The sequence below is a fragment of the Nostoc sp. 'Lobaria pulmonaria (5183) cyanobiont' genome, assembly GCF_002949795.1.
GTDB lineage: Bacteria > Cyanobacteriota > Cyanobacteriia > Cyanobacteriales > Nostocaceae > Nostoc.
Genome location: NZ_CP026692.1, coordinates 445,552 through 466,336 on the forward strand (window position 1 = coordinate 445,552; position 20,785 = coordinate 466,336).

The 20,785-nt window shown below is 44.0% G+C and carries 18 protein-coding genes and 1 pseudogene; 11 read left to right on the forward strand and 8 right to left on the reverse strand.

Going from position 1 to position 20,785, the window contains the following annotated elements; translation table 11 throughout:
- Positions 1 to 123: 123 nt before the first annotated feature.
- Together NLP_RS01840 and gyrA are read right to left on the reverse strand one after the other, a co-directional pair.
- Positions 124 to 441, reverse strand: coding sequence for a GNAT family N-acetyltransferase (locus tag NLP_RS01840; protein ID WP_104904898.1), 318 nt, complete (start codon positions 439 to 441; stop codon positions 124 to 126).
- Positions 442 to 598: 157 nt separating this feature from the next.
- Entirely contained in the window at positions 599 to 3,106 is a 2,508-nt protein-coding gene (gene gyrA, locus NLP_RS01845) for a DNA gyrase subunit A (protein WP_104904899.1), read from the reverse strand.
- Between the two features lie 284 nt (positions 3,107 to 3,390).
- Between gyrA and NLP_RS01850 the strand changes: the two genes are divergently transcribed.
- Entirely contained in the window at positions 3,391 to 3,789 is a 399-nt protein-coding gene (locus NLP_RS01850) for a response regulator (protein WP_069073372.1), read from the forward strand.
- A gap of 248 nt (positions 3,790 to 4,037) precedes the next feature.
- Here the strand turns inward: NLP_RS01850 and NLP_RS01855 are convergent, their stop codons facing one another.
- On the reverse strand, positions 4,038 to 4,931 hold the full coding sequence (locus NLP_RS01855) for a tetratricopeptide repeat protein (protein WP_104904900.1): 894 nt from the start codon (positions 4,929 to 4,931) through the stop codon (positions 4,038 to 4,040).
- A 420-nt stretch (positions 4,932 to 5,351) separates the two neighbouring features.
- Here NLP_RS01855 and NLP_RS01860 point away from each other — a divergent pair, with 420 nt between their 5' ends.
- The 7 genes from NLP_RS01860 to NLP_RS01890 all read left to right on the forward strand — a co-directional run bounded on the left by NLP_RS01860 (position 5,352) and on the right by NLP_RS01890 (position 13,666).
- The gene (locus tag NLP_RS01860) at positions 5,352 to 5,903 is read left to right on the forward strand and encodes a hypothetical protein (protein WP_104904901.1); all 552 of its coding nucleotides are present in this window, start codon (positions 5,352 to 5,354) and stop codon (positions 5,901 to 5,903) included.
- Between the two features lie 99 nt (positions 5,904 to 6,002).
- The gene (locus NLP_RS01865; RefSeq protein WP_104909737.1) at positions 6,003 to 7,625 is read left to right on the forward strand and encodes an efflux RND transporter periplasmic adaptor subunit; all 1,623 of its coding nucleotides are present in this window, start codon (positions 6,003 to 6,005) and stop codon (positions 7,623 to 7,625) included.
- Positions 7,626 to 7,647: 22 nt separating this feature from the next.
- Positions 7,648 to 8,928, forward strand: coding sequence for an ABC transporter permease (locus NLP_RS01870; RefSeq protein WP_442946639.1), 1,281 nt, complete (start codon positions 7,648 to 7,650; stop codon positions 8,926 to 8,928).
- 23 nt (positions 8,929 to 8,951) lie between these two features.
- Positions 8,952 to 9,623: an ABC transporter ATP-binding protein gene (locus NLP_RS01875; protein WP_104904902.1), complete on the forward strand. Its 672-nt coding sequence runs from the start codon at positions 8,952 to 8,954 to the stop codon at positions 9,621 to 9,623.
- A 116-nt stretch (positions 9,624 to 9,739) separates the two neighbouring features.
- Positions 9,740 to 11,152, forward strand: coding sequence for a TolC family protein (locus tag NLP_RS01880; RefSeq protein ID WP_104904903.1), 1,413 nt, complete (start codon positions 9,740 to 9,742; stop codon positions 11,150 to 11,152).
- A gap of 654 nt (positions 11,153 to 11,806) precedes the next feature.
- Positions 11,807 to 11,992, forward strand: a complete 186-nt coding sequence (locus tag NLP_RS01885) for a hypothetical protein (protein WP_104904904.1) — start codon at positions 11,807 to 11,809, stop codon at positions 11,990 to 11,992.
- An 87-nt stretch (positions 11,993 to 12,079) separates the two neighbouring features.
- On the forward strand, positions 12,080 to 13,666 hold the full coding sequence (locus NLP_RS01890) for a GMC family oxidoreductase (protein WP_104904905.1): 1,587 nt from the start codon (positions 12,080 to 12,082) through the stop codon (positions 13,664 to 13,666).
- 187 nt (positions 13,667 to 13,853) lie between these two features.
- Here the strand turns inward: NLP_RS01890 and NLP_RS01895 are convergent, their stop codons facing one another.
- The 4 genes from NLP_RS01895 to NLP_RS01910 form a co-directional block, all read right to left on the reverse strand.
- Complete coding sequence (locus tag NLP_RS01895; protein ID WP_104909739.1) at positions 13,854 to 16,118, reverse strand: cation:proton antiporter domain-containing protein; 2,265 nt, start codon at positions 16,116 to 16,118, stop codon at positions 13,854 to 13,856.
- 159 nt (positions 16,119 to 16,277) lie between these two features.
- The gene (locus NLP_RS35445) at positions 16,278 to 16,406 is read right to left on the reverse strand and encodes a hypothetical protein (protein ID WP_267894904.1); all 129 of its coding nucleotides are present in this window, start codon (positions 16,404 to 16,406) and stop codon (positions 16,278 to 16,280) included.
- A 192-nt stretch (positions 16,407 to 16,598) separates the two neighbouring features.
- Entirely contained in the window at positions 16,599 to 16,826 is a 228-nt protein-coding gene (locus NLP_RS01905; protein WP_234017170.1) for a hypothetical protein, read from the reverse strand.
- Between the two features lie 178 nt (positions 16,827 to 17,004).
- Positions 17,005 to 17,433, reverse strand: coding sequence for a class I SAM-dependent methyltransferase (locus tag NLP_RS01910; RefSeq protein WP_234017171.1), 429 nt, complete (start codon positions 17,431 to 17,433; stop codon positions 17,005 to 17,007).
- A 412-nt stretch (positions 17,434 to 17,845) separates the two neighbouring features.
- Here NLP_RS01910 and NLP_RS01915 point away from each other — a divergent pair, with 412 nt between their 5' ends.
- Together NLP_RS01915 and NLP_RS01920 are read left to right on the forward strand one after the other, a co-directional pair.
- Entirely contained in the window at positions 17,846 to 18,055 is a 210-nt protein-coding gene (locus NLP_RS01915) for a hypothetical protein (protein WP_104904906.1), read from the forward strand.
- A gap of 33 nt (positions 18,056 to 18,088) precedes the next feature.
- A pseudogene (locus NLP_RS01920) lies at positions 18,089 to 18,460 on the forward strand (NAD(P)/FAD-dependent oxidoreductase); the annotation flags it as partial.
- A 53-nt stretch (positions 18,461 to 18,513) separates the two neighbouring features.
- Here the strand turns inward: NLP_RS01920 and NLP_RS01925 are convergent.
- The gene (locus NLP_RS01925; RefSeq protein WP_104904907.1) at positions 18,514 to 18,834 is read right to left on the reverse strand and encodes a DMT family transporter; all 321 of its coding nucleotides are present in this window, start codon (positions 18,832 to 18,834) and stop codon (positions 18,514 to 18,516) included.
- A 567-nt stretch (positions 18,835 to 19,401) separates the two neighbouring features.
- Between NLP_RS01925 and NLP_RS01930 the strand changes: the two genes are divergently transcribed.
- Positions 19,402 to 20,580 carry a GNAT family N-acetyltransferase gene (locus NLP_RS01930; RefSeq protein WP_104904908.1) on the forward strand — a complete coding sequence of 393 codons (1,179 nt, stop codon included), beginning with the start codon at positions 19,402 to 19,404 and terminating at the stop codon, positions 20,578 to 20,580.
- The last annotated feature ends 205 nt before the right edge of the window (positions 20,581 to 20,785 follow it).

Here is a 20,785-nt window from a genome sequence, read left to right on the forward strand (position 1 = left end):
CCAGACTTTTAGCTTTATAAACAATATTATACTATTGATATTAATTATCAACTAATTTAGTTAAATTGCTTTATTTTAAATATATATCGCATTTTAAAATAAAAAGTTTATTGATAATTTAAGTTAGTACCAGACCATTTCTATTTCTTTTGAAGTCGAGACAAAACCAAGCTTCTCGTAGATACGTTTACCATCCTCAGTGGTATAAAGCCAGAGGCGTTTTGCCTCAGTTGCTCTCAGAAAGCTAATAATTTCCTTTAATAATGCTGTTGCAATTCTCTGGCGTCGCCACATCGGAATTGTATAAACGTTCAGAATGTAGGCTTCTAAGCCTGAGAGATTGTCGTTGTAAGGGGATCGTTGAAAAAATACCAAGCCGCTAGTGGCAACAATTTGACTATCCACTTCAGCTACCCAAGCTAAAAACTCACCCGACGGCATTTATTTCGCCAAGATATTTTCGAGTCGCTTCTGCTAAATTTGCGATGTCAGAGTCACCTTTAATCTTGCCAGCCTCCCGCAGAAGTTCAAGACGCAGTTGAATTAGCGCCTCTAAGTCCTACAAGTTGGCTTGTCGCAAGTTGAACATCATCCTAATTTACGATCGCACTTCGGCCACGGTGATGATTTTTTCATCGCGGTTGAGTTGGAGGATACTTTCACCTTTGACATCCCTACCTAAAATCGGCACTGTTTCCACAGGTATTCGCACTACCCGCTCCTTATTCGTTACTAAAGCTACTTCGCCAGATGCGATCGCCATCACCATACCAGCTAAGTTGTCAGTTTTGCTAGCAAATTTCAGCGCTTGCGTGCCTAAATCGCCCCGATTCGCCGCTCTTAACTGACTTGCAGCCATCCGCTTGGCATATCCTTCTTGAGTAACTAGCAGCAGTTGGTCATCTTTACCGACAGTGACACAGCCAACCATTTGCTGATTTTTCAATAATCGAAATGCTTGTAAACCCATTGCTGTGCGTCCCATGACCGGCAATTGTTCATCATTGACTGGAAAGCGCAACATTCGCCCACCGGAACTAGCTAAAATCAGATGCGCTCCTGGTGTGGTGAATTGGGTAAATGATAATTCATCATCTTCTTTTAGTTTCAAAATTGTGATGCCGCGCCGAGTCAGGTTAGTAAATTCTCCCAAAGACAGACGCTTAATTCTTCCCTGTTTTGTTAAAAGAATCATCTGCCTAGTTTCAAGATTTTCCGGCAGCAAAAAGCGGCTGACCACAGCTTCTTGAGCGCCTTGAGCAGTATTACTGAGCATCGTAATCAAAGGTTTTCCCCGTGGAGAACGCCCAGTAGTTGGGGGAATTTCTCCCACATTCACAGGATAGACTTTGCCGCCACCAGTTAGTATTAGCAGGTCTTTTTCTGTGTCAGTTAAAATAGTTTGGATAATGAAGTCATTATCGTGTAGACCATTTTCAGCTTTTGACTTTCTCCCAGATGGCTGGGTGCGGCGGACATAACCCCGTTGGGTAAATTCTAAAATCGCTTCCTCTACTGGTTGAGAAAATTTAAGTTCTTCCTCCTCTGCTCCTGTGCTTCTGTGCCCCTCTGCCCTAGACTTCTGCTCCTCTGCTTTAGACTTTTGCTCCTCTCCAATTTTCGTCCGTCGGGGATCGTTATACTTGCGCTTGAGCGATCGCAAATCTTTTTTCAGCGCCTTCAATAATTCGCGGCGATCGTTGAGTAATTGCTCCAACAAATTAATTTGTTCACTGATCTGCTCAAATTCTTGCTGCAAATTTTGCTGTTCTAAACTGGTGAGGCGGCGCAACGGCATAGCCAAAATTGCATCTCCTTGTACCTCACTCAAATCTAGTTGGCTACAAAGATTTATTTTTGCCGTACTCCCATCGGGAGCTTGCCGTAAAATTCCAATTACTCGATCCAAATTAGACAGCGCTTTCAGCAAACCTTCTACCAAATGCACACGACTTTGAGCCTTACCCAACTCGTAATTGTAGCGACGGTTCAGTGTCTCTTCGCGGAAACTCAAAAACTCCTGCAACAGTTGACGCAAACTTAACTGGCGGGGTTGTCCATCCACTATTGCCAGGAGAATCGCTCCAAAAGTCATTTGTAAAGCAGTTTGGTGATACAAATGCTGGAGAACTTCTTGGGGATTTGTATCGCGTTTGAGTTCAATTACTACTCGCATCCCTTCGCGATCGCTCTCATCCCGAAGATCGGAAATTCCCTGCAAGCGTCCTTGATTTACTAAGTCCGCTACCTTCTCGATCCAGGCAGCTTTATTCACTTGATAAGGCAATTCTGTAATGATAATTGCCGTCCGGCGCTTGCTTCCTCTACTGGCTGGAATTTCTTCTAAAGTCGCGACTCCCCGCAGCAGAATTCCACCTTTACCTGTGGTGTACGCTTCCCGAATTCCCGCTTCACCAACTATTTCCCCACCAGTGGGAAAATCTGGCCCTGGAATTAGCTCAAATAATTTTTCATCTGGCAAATCTGGATTGTCGATTAAAGCAATTAACCCATTGACAACTTCCCCCAAATTGTGCGGTGGTACATTTGTTGCCATTCCCACGGCAATACCAGAACAGCCATTGAGTAACAAAAACGGCAACTGAGCAGGTAACACCGTTGGTTCTTGCTGGGAATTATCGAAGTTACCGACAAATTCCACAGTTTCTTCACCAATTTCTGTCAGCATTCCCTCATGGCTGATCGGTGCGAGGCGCGTTTCTGTGTAGCGCATCGCCGCTGGCGGGTCATTATCGACACTACCAAAGTTACCATGTCCTGCTAGCAAGGGATAGCGGCTAGAAAAATCCTGCACCAGCCTAACTAAAGCATCGTAAACTGATTGATCGCCGTGAGGATGGTATTTACCCAACACATCACCCACTACACGGGCACATTTTCGATAAGGTCTATCTGGTACTAAACCGAGTTCGTGCATTGCATATAGAATGCGACGATGCACTGGTTTTAAGCCATCACGCACGTCTGGTAGCGCTCGCCCGACAATCACGCTCATGGCATATTCTAGATAAGACCGTTGCATCTCGGTGTGCAGGGCTGTTGGAATTACCTGTCCCGTTGAGAGAAGGTTTAACTGTTTTGCCATGAGTTTTTTCCCTGAAATTTAACTACACAAAAGCCAATGCAACTCAACACTGCGGCAACCACAGCATAACGGATGAAATGAGATTCATAACAAAATTTTCATAGTCACAGAAGAAAAAGCAGTAGTATCATCCTTGATGACGAAGATGTACATTGACTATTAAAAAGGATGCACACGAGTATAATCTACATAAACTTAGTAGCCATGATACTTACCATGATTGCATTTCTTAATTTTGTATTCTGGAATTCTTGAATCTCCTCACCTCTATAACTAAAATTCTCATGAAAACTGTTTTAATTGTCGAAGACGATCTAATTAATGCTCGTGTTTTTTCCAAAATTTTGTCCAAGCGTGGTGGCTTGGGTGTGAAACACACTGAAAATGTCGAAGAAGTCATTAAAATTGCCCAATCAGGAGAAGCTGACCTGATTTTGATGGATGTTTCTCTCTCTAGAAGTGTTTACCAAGGCAAGTCTGTTGATGGAATCAAGATTACACAAATGTTAAAATCCGATCCAAAAACAGCAAACTTACCTGTGATTCTGGTGACAGCACATGCTATGGAAGGCGATCGCGAGAATTTTCTCAAGCAAAGTGGTGCTGATGGCTACATTTCTAAGCCAGTTGTTGACCATCAACAGTTTGTTGACCAAATCATCGCACTTCTACCCACAGACTAACACTGGGAATTAACGACTTATTTCAGGAATGCTCGCCCGCCAATGTTTTTGGGCAACTAGTTCCTGTCTGTATTTAGTATAGATGTACTACGAAAAGGTACTCTTAGGCAAGTGGTAAGGAGGAGTGCTGAGTGCTGAGTAGTGAGTGCTGAGTAAAGAGTTTGGAGTTAGAAGTTTGGAATTAACAGTTAAATATTTGAACTCGTAAATTCATAACTCCTCACTCAGCACTCAACACTCAGCACTGCCTATTGAGTAGGCTGTTGTCTAGGCGTAGGCGCTGATGATGAGTTTTCTCGTTGCTGTATGGCTGCTTGAATACGGGGTAATTCTAGGAATTTTTTCGTATCAGACAGTAGACGATCGCCCCAGAGATTTTCTTTGAGGAAATTCAAATTAGCATAGCGCGAATCGATACGGAGTGCAGTTTCTCCCAAGGTTAGTCCTTGTTGGTGATCGCCTTTAGTATACAGTGCCACTGCTAAGGCCAATAAAGGTTCTGCCGCTTGTTTTTCAAGGGTTACAGCAGATTGCCATCGCTTAATTGCTTCAGGGATATTACCCTGTTCGTAGTTGATTAAGCCAATGTTGTTGAGCGCCGGCCAGAATTTTTTATCTTGAGAGACAGCTTTATCGTACTGTGCGATCGCATCTGGCAATTTACCCAGCAAATAGTAAGCATTACCCAAATCAAATAACCCCTCTGGATCGTTGGGTTTTAATTTCAAACCATCTTGATAATTAACAACAGCAGCCTGGTAATTTTTTTGCTGAAAATTTGCTGAACCCAAAGCAAACAAAATATCACCATTTTTGGGGTTGAGAGATTGCGCTTTTTTCAGACTAGCGATCGCCCCATCAAACTCTTTGGATTGCAACTGCAATCCACCTAACAGCAACCATACTTTGTCATTCCCAGGAGCCAGTTGACTAGCCAGCCGCGCTCGTGGCAAAGCTAATTCAACCTGTTGAAACTGAGCTAGTTGAGCCGCCTCTTGTGCCAAGCTCAACCCTTGCTTTTCTAACTTTGTCGTATCTAATTGCAGCGTATGGGGTATTAATGCCTGCGCGTTAGCGGCTTTTGGCATACTCCATAAACTACAGACCATTAAAAGAGAAATCAAACGAACATGTTTAGGCACACTACCGCCTTTAAGCCACTAATCAAAGAATCTTTCAGCTAGCTTAAACGATCTACGCTGTTGGCGGTAGCAAAATCTTACCAATCTTGGGGAATAGGGATGTGGAGAGATGAGGGAGTTGAAAAGCAGGGGAGCAGACTTCGACTCCTTTCGACTACCAAGAGGGCAAGTCGCTCAGTACAAGTGCTCAATGCCCCATACCCATTAAACAATTGATGACTTTGGTCATATATCAGTCTGGAATTACTAGTGACTTTGGTCATACATCAGTTTAGATGTTTTGAACGATAATTATTATGTATGAATTTATACGATGAGGTAGATATTAAACACTTTGATATCAAAAAAAGCAACTGTCTAAGATTGCTTCATCCATACCTCAGCAGAATAGAACTTTAATGTAAATAAGGAGTCAATTCCATGTTGAAACCAAACCGTATATCGATTGTATTAGCTGCTGCTGCCCTAATCGTTATTCCCACTCTCTTGACTGCACCTGCAAGTGCCCAGACGAAAGTCTACGTTGTTGGCGATCGCGATCAAAATTGGGATCGTGACGGCAGATCCAATTCTAGAGAAGTCAGAAACTCTAGAGATCGGGATAATTGGAACCGTGACGGCAGATCCAATTCTAGAGAAGTCAGAAACTCTAGAGATCGGGATAATTGGAACCGTGACGGCAGATCTAATTCTAGAGAAGTCAGAAACCCCAGAGATCGGGATAATTGGAACCGTGACAACCAATTTAATGGCAGAGTAGTCAGACTTGGTAATGGTGATATCAGATATCCCAATGGGCAAATTATTCCTGCTAGATCCGTAGTCAGACTGCGCGATCAAGGTTACTTCAGACTTCCTAACGGGGATATTCTTCTTCCCAATCAAGAAATTGTTCCTGCTGGGAGATTAGTGAGAGTGCGTGATGATTACTTCAGACTTCCTAGTGGATTAGTACTGCAAATAAACCTTTAAACACTAAAAACTCAAAATCATTGTCAGTATTAGGCTACCAGGCTATAGTTTTAGCCGTGAATAACAGCTCGGTAGCCGTTCCTTATAGACAAAATGGATATGAAAATTGATACACCAAATACCGTAGATTCATCTTCATCAGTTTTAGTTCCAGAGGTAAAGAAAAAAAAAGGCAGACGTAATTGGCTCTCTTGGCTAATTGCTCTTTGCCTTTTGGGTGGAATTGGTTATGCCGTTTATTACCAAGTAACGGTTGCTCCCCGTCAAGAAGCCAGACGCAGAGTACTGACAAGACCTGTAGAAAGGCAGAGTTTAACAATCACAGTTTCAGCGAACGGAACGGTGAAACCTGAGCGGTCAATCAACCTTAGCCCAAAAAACTCCGGCATCTTGAAAAGCCTGCTGGCGAAAGAAGGAGATATTGTCAAACAAGGACAGATTGTCGCTTACATGGATGATTCCAACCTCCGGGGGCAACTTACCTCTGCTCAAGGACAATTGGCACAAGCCGAGGCGAATTTGCAAAAAGCGATCGCAGGTAATCGTCCTCAAGATATTGCCCAATCACAGGGAGCATTAGACGAAGCCGAAGCGAATCTGCAAAAAGCGATCGCAGGTAATCGCTCTCAAGATATTGCCCAAGCACAGGCACGCTTGCAAAGCGCTCAAGCTGCCCTTCGCCAAGCAGAAGATGATTTTGTTCGCAATCAGCAACTTTACAATGCAGGCGGTATTTCCCTTCAGACTCTCAACCAAAACCGCTCCAATCGTGACAGTGCCCAAGCTAATGTCAATGAAGCACAGCAAGCACTGGCTCTGCAAAAAGCCGGGTCACGTCCAGAGGATGTTGAGCAAGCACGAGCTGTAGTAAAGCAGAGACAGCAAGCTTTGGCACTCCTGAAAGCCGGAACGCGCCAAGAAGATATTAATGCCGCTCGTGCCCAAGTAACATCGGCTCGTGGTTCGCTGCAAAACATCCAAGCCGAAATCAACGACACGATCATTCGCGCACCCTTTGATGGTGTAGTGACAAAGAAGTATGCCGATCCAGGCGCTTTCGTGACACCCACAACTGCCAGTAGTGAAGTAGCTTCTTCTTCTTCTTCTTCAATCTTGTCTCTAGCTTCCACAAATGAAGTTGTCGCCAATTTAGCGGAAACAAATATTTCCAAAATCAGCCTTGGTCAAAAAGTCTCGATTAAAGCAGATGCCTATCCAGGAAAAACCTTTGAAGGTAAAGTCAGCCAAATTGCTGCCCAAGCAATAGTAGAGCAAAACGTCACCAGTTTTGAAGTGAGAGTATCGCTTTTAGACCCTCAAAGACTCCTGCGGTCTGGAATGAATGCGGAAGTAGATTTTCAAGTCGGTCAAGTTCAAAATGTTTTAGTAGTGCCAACAGCTTCGGTGGTACGCCAAGAAAATGCCACAGGCGTGTTTGTGCAAGGAAAAAATAACAGACCTGTGTTTACTCGCATTGAGACTGGCGTCACCGCGAATAACTTTACCGAAGTTAAGTCTGGATTGACAGGAGACGAAAGGGTGTTGCTCAGTTTCCCACCAGGATCGCGTCCGCAATCAACACCAAGAGGAGGAGTTTTCCCTGGTCTAGGTGGAGGTGGAGGAGCCGGAGGAGGAGGCGGAAGAGGAGCAGGTGGCGGCGGAGGTCGTTCCGGCGGCAGTTCTGGTGGTGGTGGTCGTTCTCAAGGCGGTGGTTCCCCTTAAAGTTAGTTTTAAATAAAACATTATGTTTAAGATATTTAAGGGCTTTTATAAAGCGAAGAATACCCGTACAGTACCATTGCTGGAAATCTTGACAATGGCGGCAGAGACTCTGTGGAGTAACAAATTACGCACAGGTCTAACTATGTTGGGCGTGATTATTGGGATTTCTTCAGTTATTGCCATTACTTCTGTCGGTCAGGGAGTGCAAAAGGGAGTTGAGCAACAGATACAAGCATTGGGTACAGATGTGATCCAAATCTTAGCGGGTGCGGCAAGAAGCGGGAATGTCCGTCAAGGAGTAGGTTCTAGCAGTACCTTGACCTGGGAAGATGCGAAAGCGATCGCTACACAAGCGCCATCAGCACAGATGGTTTCTGCTTATCTCCAACGGACTGCTCAAGTTGTATATGCAGGACAGAACACCTCAACAACCATTTATGGCACAGATTTGAACTACCCAGAAGTCAGAAATACTCACCCCCAACAAGGGAGATATTTTACTCAAGAAGAATTAGATACTGCCGCACAGTTTGCCATTCTTGGCCCCACAGTCCAAAAAACACTCTTTGGGCAGGGTGTAAATCCGATCGGCGAGAAAATTCGTGTTCAGGGAGAGGCTTATGAAGTAATTGGGGTGATGGAACCTAAAGGCGCTCAAGGGCCGATGGATCGAGATGACCAGATTTTTATTCCTCTAACTACTATGTCGAAAAGACTGGTTGGTAACAATGCGTTAGTAGGCGTTTCTGTCAATGGAATTTTAGTTAAAGGCGCTAATCAGGAGCAGTTAGAAGCCGCTCAGTTTCAAGTTACCAATCTCTTACGGCTGCGTCATAACATTTATCCGCCACAAGCTGATGATTTTCGGCTGACTAATCAAGCTGATATTGTTAGTACCTTTACTAGTATTGTGGGTTTATTTACAGTCATGGTGGTAGCGATCGCTGGAATTTCTCTGGTGGTTGGTGGCATTGGTATTGCTAACATTATGCTAGTTTCTGTGGTTGAGCGGACGCGAGAAATCGGGATTCGCAAAGCCGTAGGAGCCACTAATTCAGCTATTCTCAATCAATTTTTAGCGGAAGCGATCGTGATTTCCATTGTCGGCGGAGGTATTGGGATGGTGACTGGCGTTTTATTAGCCTTTGTAGCTGCAAACGTTTTCAAGTTTCCGTTTGTAATTTCTTTATTGTCGATCGTTGCTGGCTTTGTACTCTCGTTAACTGTTGGCTTAATCGCTGGGGTGATTCCAGCACGGAACGCATCTAAATTAGATCCAATTAACGCTTTAAGAAGTGACTAGATAATTCGTAATTCGTAACTCTTATGCCAACCATGATTTGGATGGAATCTATTACTAAGACCTACCACTTGGGAGAAGTTAGTGTTCCCATACTCAAGGGAATTGAACTCTCTATTGAGGAAGGGGAATACGTCTCGATTATGGGTGCGTCAGGTTCGGGTAAATCTACTCTGATGAATATTTTGGGATGCCTGGATCGTCCGACAACTGGAGACTATATTTTTGAAGGCAGAAACCTGACAACTTTTGATGATGATGAATTAGCCTATATCCGCAACCAAAGGATAGGTTTTGTGTTTCAACAATTTAACCTATTGGCGCGGGCGACAGCGTTAGAAAACGTCATGTTGCCAATGGTTTACGCTAACTTGCCTAAGCCAAAACGCCGAGAAAGGGCATTAGAAGCCTTAGAAAAGGTAGGATTAGGGGGACGCATCGCTAACCGTCCTAGTCAACTATCTGGCGGACAACAGCAACGAGTAGCGATCGCTCGTGCTTTGGTCAACCGACCTGCATTAGTTTTGGCAGATGAGCCAACAGGAGCTTTAGATACTGAAACTTCGCATGAGGTGATGAGTTTACTGACTGAACTTAATGACCAAGGGATCACGATTGTGATTGTCACTCATGAACCAGATATCGCTGCTCAAACCCAAAGGATTATTCGAGTTCAGGATGGTTTGATTGTCGGCTAATTTGTTAAGATTAACCTTTTGAGGGGGAATTTAAGATTTAAACTTCTGTAGGTCAATCAGGATGGAAACTTTTGATTATATCCTCAAAAAACCTAATTAATGACTATATTTAGATTATGAATTTCAGCTTATTTTTCGTGCATTCTGCCTGGGTTACTGTCGCATTCGCGATTTTTCTTCCAACTTTAGTAAATGCAGCAACTCCCCCAAAAGCACAGAATTCTTCAAGCTCTGTACAAGTTCCCGATCGCCTCAACCCCAATCCCAATCCTCTCCAATTTCCGACTAAACCAGAGGAAGTAAAAATTCAGGGAACTGTGCCAATCAGTTTGGCACAAGCTCTGGAACTCGCAAAACGTAACAATCGAGACTTACAGGTAGCTATATTACAGCTAGAACGCAGTCGCTCGGCGCTACGCGAGTCTCAAGCTGCCTTGTTTCCGACTCTTGGTATTAACAGTAGCGTGACTAATAATGGTAATGGTTTTAATAACAATTCATCTCAATCCAGCACCTCTTTTAATGGTTCAGCCCAACTGAATTATAATCTCTATAATTCTGGGAACCGACAAGCGACTATCCGAGCCGCAGAGGAACAGCTACGGGTAGATCAATTAAATGTTGAAAGTCAGTCTTTGACAATTAGCTTGAATGCCACAACTCAATACTACGATTTGCAACAAGCAGATCAACTAGTCAGAATTAATCAGTCTGCTGTGATAAATGCCCAGGCTAGTTTACGCGATACTCAAGCCAGAGAACAGGCTGGAGTAGGTACGCGGTTCGATGTGCTGCAAGCTCAGGTAAATTTAGCAAACGCCCAACAACAACTGACTAATGCGATCTCACAGCAGCAAATTGCCCGTCGTCAGCTTGCTACGTTGTTAAGTTTATCGCAGTCAGTTGATATCAGTGCCTCTGACCCTGTACAGTTAGCGGGTCTTTGGCCGCAGACGGTAGAACAAAGTATTGTCCAAGCGTTTCAAAATCGTCCAGAGTTGCAACAGTATTTGGGACAACGTAATATTTACGAGCAACAGCGACGACAGGCACTTTCACAGCTAGGGCCGCAAGTTAGTTTGGTCGGTAACTACAATCTGCTAGATCGGTATAACGATGGCGTTAGCATTACTGATGGCTATTCCGCAGGAATTCAAGGAAATCTAACTTTATTTGAAGGGGGAGCAGCAAAAGCGCGTGCAGATCAGTCGAGAGCTAATATTGCGATCGCAGAGACTCAATTTGCTACCCAGCGCGACCAAATTCGCTTTGATGTAGAACAGTATTATGCTCAATTGCAATCCAATTTAAATAATGTGCAGACTTCTAGTGTGGCTTTAAATCAAGCCAGGGAAGCTCTGAATTTAGCAAGGCTGAGGTTCCAAGCTGGTGTGGGCACTCAAACAGAGGTGATTGATGCTGAAAATGACCTGACAAGAGCAGAAGGTAATCGAGTTGAAGCTATTTTGGATTACAATCGCGCTCTAGCTAATTTGCAAAGATCGGTAACATCTAGGGCTTCGCGCTAAGGTCAAATCATTAAAGAAAAGTTTGCTTAGTACAGCATTTCATGAATTCGTAGCGAATGAAAGAAAGGCAATACCCTGCCTGCATTGTTAACGCATTGGCTTGCATTCGCAAAGACAATCTAGCGACCCTGCTGGGGAGGGAACAAGGCGATGCAAATGAAGTTGGGCAAAAAACGTGCGATTGCCTTTGGCACAACCATACAGCCAATTACTAATGACTATCTTCAGTACAAAAATACATTTATTACTTAAAAAGATTAAATATAGCAGTTCTCGTTTACGTAAGGTACACCCGTAGGGGCACGGCATTGCCGTGCCCCTACACCTCGCAATATAATGTTGTACCGCATCTGAATGGGAACCGCTATATAAACACATAAAAGATTACTGCCGACAGCCAGCAGTTAGCGATCGCAATCGGGGCAGTGCCAAAGGCAATCGTAACAAAGCCTTTGAAAATAGCTTTTGGAAAAACAATTGATATCAAGTCTGGCTCATTAGTTTTAATTCCCAAATTTATGCAGAAAGCCCAAAAGCCTCTCTCCTCTGATTCTCTGCACCCCTGCTGCCTTAATGATAAGTCTTTAACCGGACATGATATGAGAAGCTGACACAAGCAACTCTAACAAAGATAAAAGCGCTACGTGACAAGATTTGGACAAGCTTCGAGGTAAACAAGAGGCAGTAACAGCTTTAGTAGAGGCAGAAAAAGGGTCAAGGGCTAATTTAGATCGGGTAGTTGGTTACTTACAAGAGATAATGAAATCTGACCCAAATTTTGCACAATCAGTAGAAAAATTAGCGTCAGAGATTCAGCATGAATCTCTGTGTTGGTCGTAATGCAACAGTCAGATTCTTAAACTTCAAGCTTTAACCAATCTTTAAGTTGCAGTTCTTGAAGTAGTTGAATTTACAAGCGAGGATGTGATGACTCAATATGACTATATTGTGATTGGTGCGGGTTCGGCAGGCTGCGTTGTCGCCAACCGGATGACACAAGATAGTGAAACAACCGTGTTATTACTCGAAGCTGGCAACCCAGATACTAAACCAGAGATTCAAATCCCGTTGTCATCCCCCAACCTACCCGGCTCAGAGCTGGACTGGGGATATTTCTCTGAACCAGAACCGTACCTGAATAACCGCAAAATCTTTTGTCCCCGTGGCAAAGTCTTGGGTGGCAGCAGTTCGATTAATTCCATGATTTATATCCGGGGCAATCATCACGATTATGACCACTGGCAGTCATTGGGGAATCCTGGTTGGAGTTACCAAGATGTATTGCCCTATTTCAATAAATCTGAGAATCAGCAACGCGGTGCCGACGCATACCACGGGGTTGATGGGGAGTGGAGCGTCACCGATATTCAAGAAAGTGCTGTGGCATCCCAACGATTTGTAGAAGCAGCCGTGGCGATCGGATACAACCACAATCCTGATTTCAATGGGATACAGCAATCAGGTGCGGGAATTTATCAGTTGACGGTCAAGGATGGTAAACGTCACAGTGCTGCTGCTGCATTCCTCTTGCCAATTCTCAAGCGTCCCAATTTAACAATAACAACAGGAGCGTTAGTGACTCGGTTATTGTTTGAGGGAACCCGCACTGTTGGGGTGGAATATATGCACGAGGGAACGCTGCACCAAGCCAAGGTTAACAAAGAAGTGATTTTAAGTGCTGGTGCATTCGATTCGCCCAAGCTGCTGATGCTTTCCGGCATTGGTGATGCAGAACAACTGCAAGCAATGGGGATTCCTGTCGTCGTTGATTTGCCAGGTGTCGGTCAAAACCTCCAAGACCACTCTCTCGTTCCTGTGGCACACCAGATAATTACCAGTCCTGTGGCACCCCAGGTAATTGCTGGGTTACACCCGGTAATTAGCAGTAATGGTAACGCTGAAGCCGGATTATTTTTGCATACCGAAGGTAATCTGGATGCCACGCCAGATTTACAGTTTTTCTTCGGTCCCATTCTATGGATATCTCCTGGACAAACCCTCTCTGGTTTGGGATTCACTGTTACAGTCAGTTTGACTCATCCCCAAAACATTGGGAGTGTCAGTTTGTCCTCGCCTGACCCCAAAGACCCACCAATTATTCGGATGAACTTTCTACAAAGTCAATCCGATGTGCAAAAGCTAGTTGCTGGGATTAAAATAATGCGTAAATTGTTTCATACAAATGCCTTTGATCAGTTTCGAGGTGAGGAAATCAGTCCCGGTGCTGAGGTGACTAGCGATGAAGCACTCGAAGTTTACATCCGGGAATTTTGTGTTACGGGCTATCATCCTGTCGGCACCTGCAAAATGGGAACTGACCCAATGGCGGTTGTCGATCCCGAACTCCAGGTACACGGTGTTACGGGGTTGCGGGTTGTTGATGCATCGATTATGCCAACTCTAGTCGGGGGAAATACGAACGCGCCCACGATTATGATCGGCGAGAAAGGAGCCGATTTAATTAAAGCCGCTCTTAGCGTTTCACAGCAAGTACACAAAGCAATAGCAAACTAACTCACTGGCGCGATCGCCTAAAGATAACGATGATTCACAAAACAGAGATTCAGGAAATGCTCAACCGGGATTCCAGGTATCTAGCTTTTGAAAAGACTCAAGGAGGCTTCAAAGCAAAGCTTTACCTCGTCTTCGAGCATTATGCACAAACGATAAAGTTGCCTAAATGCATCTCAGCTTAGAACGACTATGGCACAGTAATTACCGCTACTGGGCAATGGGCTTTACTCAGAATTGCATCCACTCTGTGACCGAAGAAAACGCGACCCGTAACCATTCGGATACTACTCCCTAGAAGAATTAAGTCAACTTCCTGGGTTTGGGCAAACTTGAGGATTTCCCTTTCTGGACTGCTTCCTTGAAGAATATAGGTTTTGACATCAGCACCCAGATTGCGCCCCATTGCGGCTTGCTGTTCAAGCATATCGTGAGCAATTTCTTTCACTGGAGCTAGCGATCGCTGTTCGTAAAGAATATACTCAACCTGTGGCAAATTAATTACGTTAACGATCATCACTAATGCCCCGGTTTGAGCTGCGATCGTACTTGCCATCTCTACAGCATTTTTGCTATATTCTGTCCCCACCGTTGGCACCAGAATCTTTTTCAGCTGTTGTTGAGCGATTTTACATATCTCACTTTTGGGATGGTGTAGGTGCGACTTCACCACCATCGTTGCACAAGGCGCTTCTTGGACAACCCGATCGACAAGCAAATTAAACAATGCTTTCTGGGGACTTATCTGTTCCGAAGCTCCTAGTACAATCAAGTCATAGTTTTTGTTTGCTTCATTCAGAATTACCTCTGCTTTATTACGCCCAGACTCCGTTTTTGTTTGCAGAGTGGTATCAGCAGGTAGCTGCATTTCCTCAGTCACAGCAGCTAAAGCTTGCTCGGCAGCTGTGTCTTTAAGCTGGGTTGCCTCCATCCGGCGGGCTTTGCTTTGAGGTTGCTTATCACTCAGAGCAAATAGAGATGTAACTTCTATCGAGTTTTGGTGAGCCATGTAACCGACTAGTTGCGCTGCGAGTTGGATGTTGGGGCCACCACTAGTAGGTATTAAAACACGCTGGATTTGCTTGATAAAACTGCGGCTATCCTGTTCTTCTTGTTCCAAACGTCGAGCTTCCTCTTCACCCATAACCACTTTTGATAAAGTCCACCGCAGCAGGGGTGGAGCCATTAGGGAAGTGACGATCGCTACCATGACTATAATCGAGTACATCTGGGGATTCAGCACTCCCAAAGATAAACCAATCGTAGCAACGACAATTTCCATCGCCCCGCGAGCATTCATCCCGGAACCCATGGCCAAACCTTCCCAATGACTCAAGCCACCGACGCGAGAACCAAGGTAAGCACCTGTAAATTTGCCAACACAGGCGACAACGAGAACAATCAAGCCAAATATCAATGTTTGAGGGACTAACAGAGCTAGTAAGTTAACTTTCAAGCCCGCAGAAGCAAAGAAAATTGGCGCTAGAAAGCTTGCTGTGAAAACTTCTAACATGTGTCCAGCTTCATTGCTAAAGCGGCGGGATTGACCTGCCAGAATTCCCAGCACGAAAGCACCTAATGCAGCTTCTAGACCTAATGCGTGGGTAAGTGCTGCTGCCGAGAGCGAAAGAATCAGCACAACCGACATACTAGCGGAGATTCCACCAATGTAGTCATCAACCCAGCGCAATATCTGATCTACAATCGTACGCCCAATTGTGAAGGCGATCGCTAGAAATAATATGGCAGCGCTCACAGAATGGAAAATTGTCCCAAGGTCAAATTTACCGCTACTAGCTAGACCTGAAACCACAGAAAGTAAAATCCAGCCGATGGTGTCGTCAGTCATCCCAGCAGCTAAGGTGACTTGACCAATGTCACGGCGAATCAGGTTTAAGTCCATCAGCACTTTCGCAATCACTGGTACTGCCGAAATACTCATTGCTGTGGCGATAAACAGACTAAATACCAATCGCTTTTCTGGGTCGGCTAAAAAACTATCTGGCAATAGCCAGCCCAGTCCAAATCCGGTGATAAACGGGACAATAATTCCGCCCAGTGAAATCAAAAGAGCCGTTTTACCCTTACGAAGAATCAGCTTGAGATCCGTTTCCAACCCCGTCACAATCAGCAAAAACAACACGCCTAACCAAGAAATCACCGAAAGTAAATTAGACTGTTCTTGACTTTTGGGAAAGATGTGCGCCTGTAAGTCTGGAAGGAGCAAACCAAATAGAGAAGGGCCAAGCAACACACCCGCCAGTAATTCCCCAACAACAGGCGGTAGGTTAATCCGGCGCATCAACTCACCTAATCCCCGCGCTACCAAAAGCAACAGTGACAGTTGTACTAGTACCAACAGCAGTTCATGATGACCGAGAGGTTTAATTACACCGTCACCTGCTACTTTCTGTGCAGCGAGTACAGGCACTAATATCAGGGACAGGTTTTGCATATAAGCGTCCAAAGGTTGGATTACAAATTTTTCAAGGGGCTGCTTCAAGTAAATCTGAAAACGTTTACTTCTACATCGGTCTAGGGATTAAACTGTCATCGGCAAGATTATCATGTGCGATCGCCCTCATGTGTCAGTTCAAGAACAAAGGTCATAAATTTATTTTCGAGCGCGAACAAACAACTTTGTAGTGTCTTCCCAAATACCTTGATCGGTTGCTAGTTGCTCAATTTCTGCTTTGTACTCAACTTGCAACTGATTTAATTGTTCTGGTGATAATTTTGACAACAGGGGATTACCTTTAAAATTTATCTTAATTAGTGTCTCAGATAATCTGTTATCCCTTAGAGGATGTTTGAAAAGTCGTATTGTCGGTATCAAAAGTTCTAGATCCCCCTAAGTCCCCCTTAGAAAGGGGGACTTTGATTCCGGTTCCCACCTTTTTAAGGGGGGTTAGGGGGGATCTAAAAGTGCCTAAAATCACAGTGAAATACTTTTCAAACAACCTCTTAGAGGGCGATAACGTCCTGATGGTTCAATCTTAATTTCGATATCTCTAAAACCTGCCTGATTAAGCAAATTACGACATTTTTCTGGAGTTCCCAGTGGTTCAAGGATATGTGGTAGCGATACACCCAAAACCCTAGTGCAGATCCTCTGCTGAAAAGATGCCATAAAAGCAGTTTCGGGAGGACAGGTGAATGCCACAAATCCTCCGGGTTTTAAGAAGCTAAACCTCATCTATGTTGAGAACCGTAGTTTTTGCCCTCACCCTAAATCCCTCTCCCTACTTGGGAGAGGGACTTCTTTCCGGCTCCCCTTCTCCCAATATTGGGAGAAGGGGCTGGGGGATGAGGGTTTTTCTATTCATACAGAACTACGGTTTTCAACGTGGACGCAGTTTATACCACTTTTTTAAAATAGCGATTATATCAGGAAAAAGTACAATTGCCTCACAGCAAAAAACAACATCAAAAGTATTATCGCTAAAGTTGAAATACTCTGCATCCGCCTCAATCAACTCGATATTTTGTAATCTTGCTGCTGCAATTTTAAGTCTTGCTTGATGCAACATTCCAGGGGTGATGTCAATTCCAATCACATAGCCCTCTGAACCAACTTTTTCAGCTGCGGGTATCGCAACTAAACCTGTTCCAGTCGCCACATCAAGGATTTTCTGTCCCGAATGTAGTGTCACAAATTCAAGTAAAATCTTGGCTTCTAAAGGATGGCGAGTATCTTTCTCATGGTCATAATTTGTTCTACTACCATAAAATTCTTTTAGTTGCTGCTTATAAATATCCAGATCGGTCATAGTCAAATGTTAAATTTTCTCCACTTTATAATAACTCTTGTTGCGATATTCAGTTGCTTGCAGCTGAATCCAACTCTGACAGCATAAGCCGCGACTAGTGCGATGTCTACGACGGGCTACGCCTACGCTGTTTAGGAACAACGCATAATCCACAGTCCAGATGATTTCCCAATACCTCAATCGAAGGAGTACCCTGCTGCCTTATTCAATCTAATTTCAGTTACCCTGAATGACCCAAATAGTTTTATGATTCTCTACGAAAGCATATTTGAAATTATTTAAGTCTACTACCAAAATATTCTCAAGCTGATTCTGGAACATGGTAAATGGTGAATTACCGAAAGTTGATTTGTGCAATACTGGTTTTGAACCTTCTTCCAGAGTCAAATAAAGTACAGGGAGATGAAAAAGTATGGTTGAACACCCATTTCATGACCAACTGAGTTTAGAGGAACAAACTGAAAAACTCGGAAAGCAAGCAGTAAAGTTGGGTTTAATTCCCAGCTTTGTGGTACATTACTTTCCTGATACTTGGGTATTTTATATACCCAATGAAAGTCAATCGGAACCTCTGACACCAGAAGAAGCATACTTTCGTTTAAAGCAACTGGTTAAACAGTAGATATTTTGACGACAAATTTTTGAAGACAGTTGCAGCGTCGTGGAAGTCAAGGGAGAAGAATATTTAGAAGCAATAGCGATCGCCCATGCCAAGACTGGACAAACGGAAACTGTATCGGCGTCGCTGTTTATTTTCATTGGTGCTAGCCCCAAAACTGATTGGCTCGATGGCGTTATTCAACGCGATGCTCAGGGGTTTATCATCACAGGGCCAGACTTGATGCATAATGGCAAATCTCCTCGTGGTTGGCCTTTGGAACGCTCTCCTTTCTTATTAGAAACCAACATTCCCGGAATCTTCGCAGCCGGAGATGTCCGCTACGGCTCAATTAAACGGGTGGCATCCGGTGTGGGAGAAGGTTCGATCGCCATTCAATTTGTTCACCGCTACCTAAGTAATGTTTAGCTAAAGCAGCTACTAAGCTGTGTAAAATCTGCAAACCTTCTCCCCTGCCTCCTTCATTGACTTGCGTTGATGCCAATTACGCCGATGATGATTAAGGCGATCGACACAAGTTTGATTAATGTGGCAGATTCCCGAAACCAAATAATACCAATCAGAGCAATTAAAATAGTTCCCAATCCAGCCCAGACAGAATAGGCGACACTCACTTCAAGTCTCTTGAGGGCAAAGGTCAAAAAAGTAAAACAAAGTCCATAGAAGACAAATATTAATATTGAAGGAACTATTTTGGTAAATCCCTGTGATAATTTCATGCAAGTTGTGCCTGAAACCTCAAAAAGGATTGCTAATATAAGGTAAATCCAACTTGTTGACATATTTTTTGTAAGTGGTTTGTTAAGAGCAACTGGCCCTAAAAATAGAATAAACAGTCCTGAAGTAACTCATGAAAAATTTTTACAAGTATAATATCAATTCTCGATGAAGATGCTTTGGGGGCAAGGCGTAGGTGAGGGTAAATATATGCAGCATGACAAAGAAACGATCTAAGTAAATACAGTTCAGAATGAGCAACAAAACCCAAATGTACAGACGCGATTTATCACGGATTTATCGCGTTTTGAAAGACTAATTATCTACACCAATAACCTTTAATTGAACATATTAGACTTCTTACATGAATCAATGAGCTTTCACCCTAAATCCCTCTACCAAGTTTGGGAGAAGGGGTTAGGGGATGTAGCAAGATCCCGCAGGGTGGGCAAATTTTGCATTTGTGCAAGATATCTATTGATTGTGATACAAGTGTGCCAACATTTTAAACCAAACGTGCAGTAGTATAATTGAGGCTGATTCCGGGGCTTTATGGCGATGAAATTGCTCAAGCATTGGGGCAACATCTGCTGTAGTATGATTGTGTTTTTGCCCTACTAATGGTATAAGAGATGACGGCTCAATTTGAATACAGCACTCTTGCCCATCCACAGGATATTCAGCAGCTTGGGGCTATCTTTGACCAGTGTTTTGTCAACACACTTGGCACTGAGGAAGTTTATATCAACCAGGTTGGCATAGAAAACTTTCGCATTATTCGTCATGCAGAGCAATTAGTTGGTGGATTGGCAACTCTGGATATGGGTCAGTGGTGGGGTGGTGAGCGTGTACCAATGACGGGAATTGCTGTAGTGGGTATTGCTCCAGAGTATCGTGGTTCGGGAGCTGCGATCGCTCTCATGCAGCAGACGCTCAAGGAACTTTATGCTAGAGGTATACCGCTCTCTGCTCTTTATCCAGCAGTTCAAGGCTTGTATCGAAAAGTCGGATATGAGCAGGGGGGTAGCTGGTGTAATTGGGAAGTTCCGACTAAAAGTATCCAAGTGCGGGGCCAACCCCTACCTTTACAACCAATAGCGAGCATCAATCATCAAGTCTTTCACGCACTCTATCAGCAGCAGGCCAGATTAACGCATGGATATTTAGACCGACATCCCGCAATCTGGGAGCGCTTAATTCAACCAGATGACAAGGAAACATTTTACGCATATTTTATCGGTACAAAAGAGAAACCTGAAGGCTACATCCTTTTTAGTCAACATTCAACAGAGGATGGCGCAATCCTGCGGGTAAAGGATTGGGTAATTCTCACAACTGCGGCTGCACAAACATTTTGGTCTTTTCTTGCCAGTCATCGCTCCCAAATTGAACAGGTGAGATGGAGGAGTTCTGCAATTGATTCCTTGACATTGCTGCTACCAGAGCAAACTGCCAAGCTCAAGCATACGATGCGTTGGCTGCTGCGGGTAGTAGATGTAGTCAAGGCGCTGGAGATGCGGGGTTATCCATCGGGAATTGAAACTGAACTGCACCTAGATATTCAAGATAATTTGCTAGATGCAAACAATGGTAAATTCATTCTTTCTGTTGCCAATGGACGCGGTGAAGTTACAAAAGGTGGAAAAGGTGAGTTACAGTTAGATGTCCGAGAACTAGCACCACTATATACAAGTTTGTTCTCTCCCTACCATTTGCAAATAGCCGGAAAACTGCATGGAACAGAAACAGCTATTTCAGCAGCTACGCAAATATTTGCAGGTAGTTCTCCTTGGGTGGCTGATTTCTTTTAACGTGAGATGTCAACCAACCTTTCTCTGCGTCAGTTCAAGTCTGTAAGGGGGGACAGTAATGTGTAGTTAAACCAGCCGATCCCGTCTCAATTTTGTCACGCTTCGCTTCGTCTCGTCAAAAAGATAGGAAAAGTGGGAAAATTGCAACATTTGAGTAATGACACGCTAGTAGAGTGCGTTATGGACACGCCGAAATAACAAATGA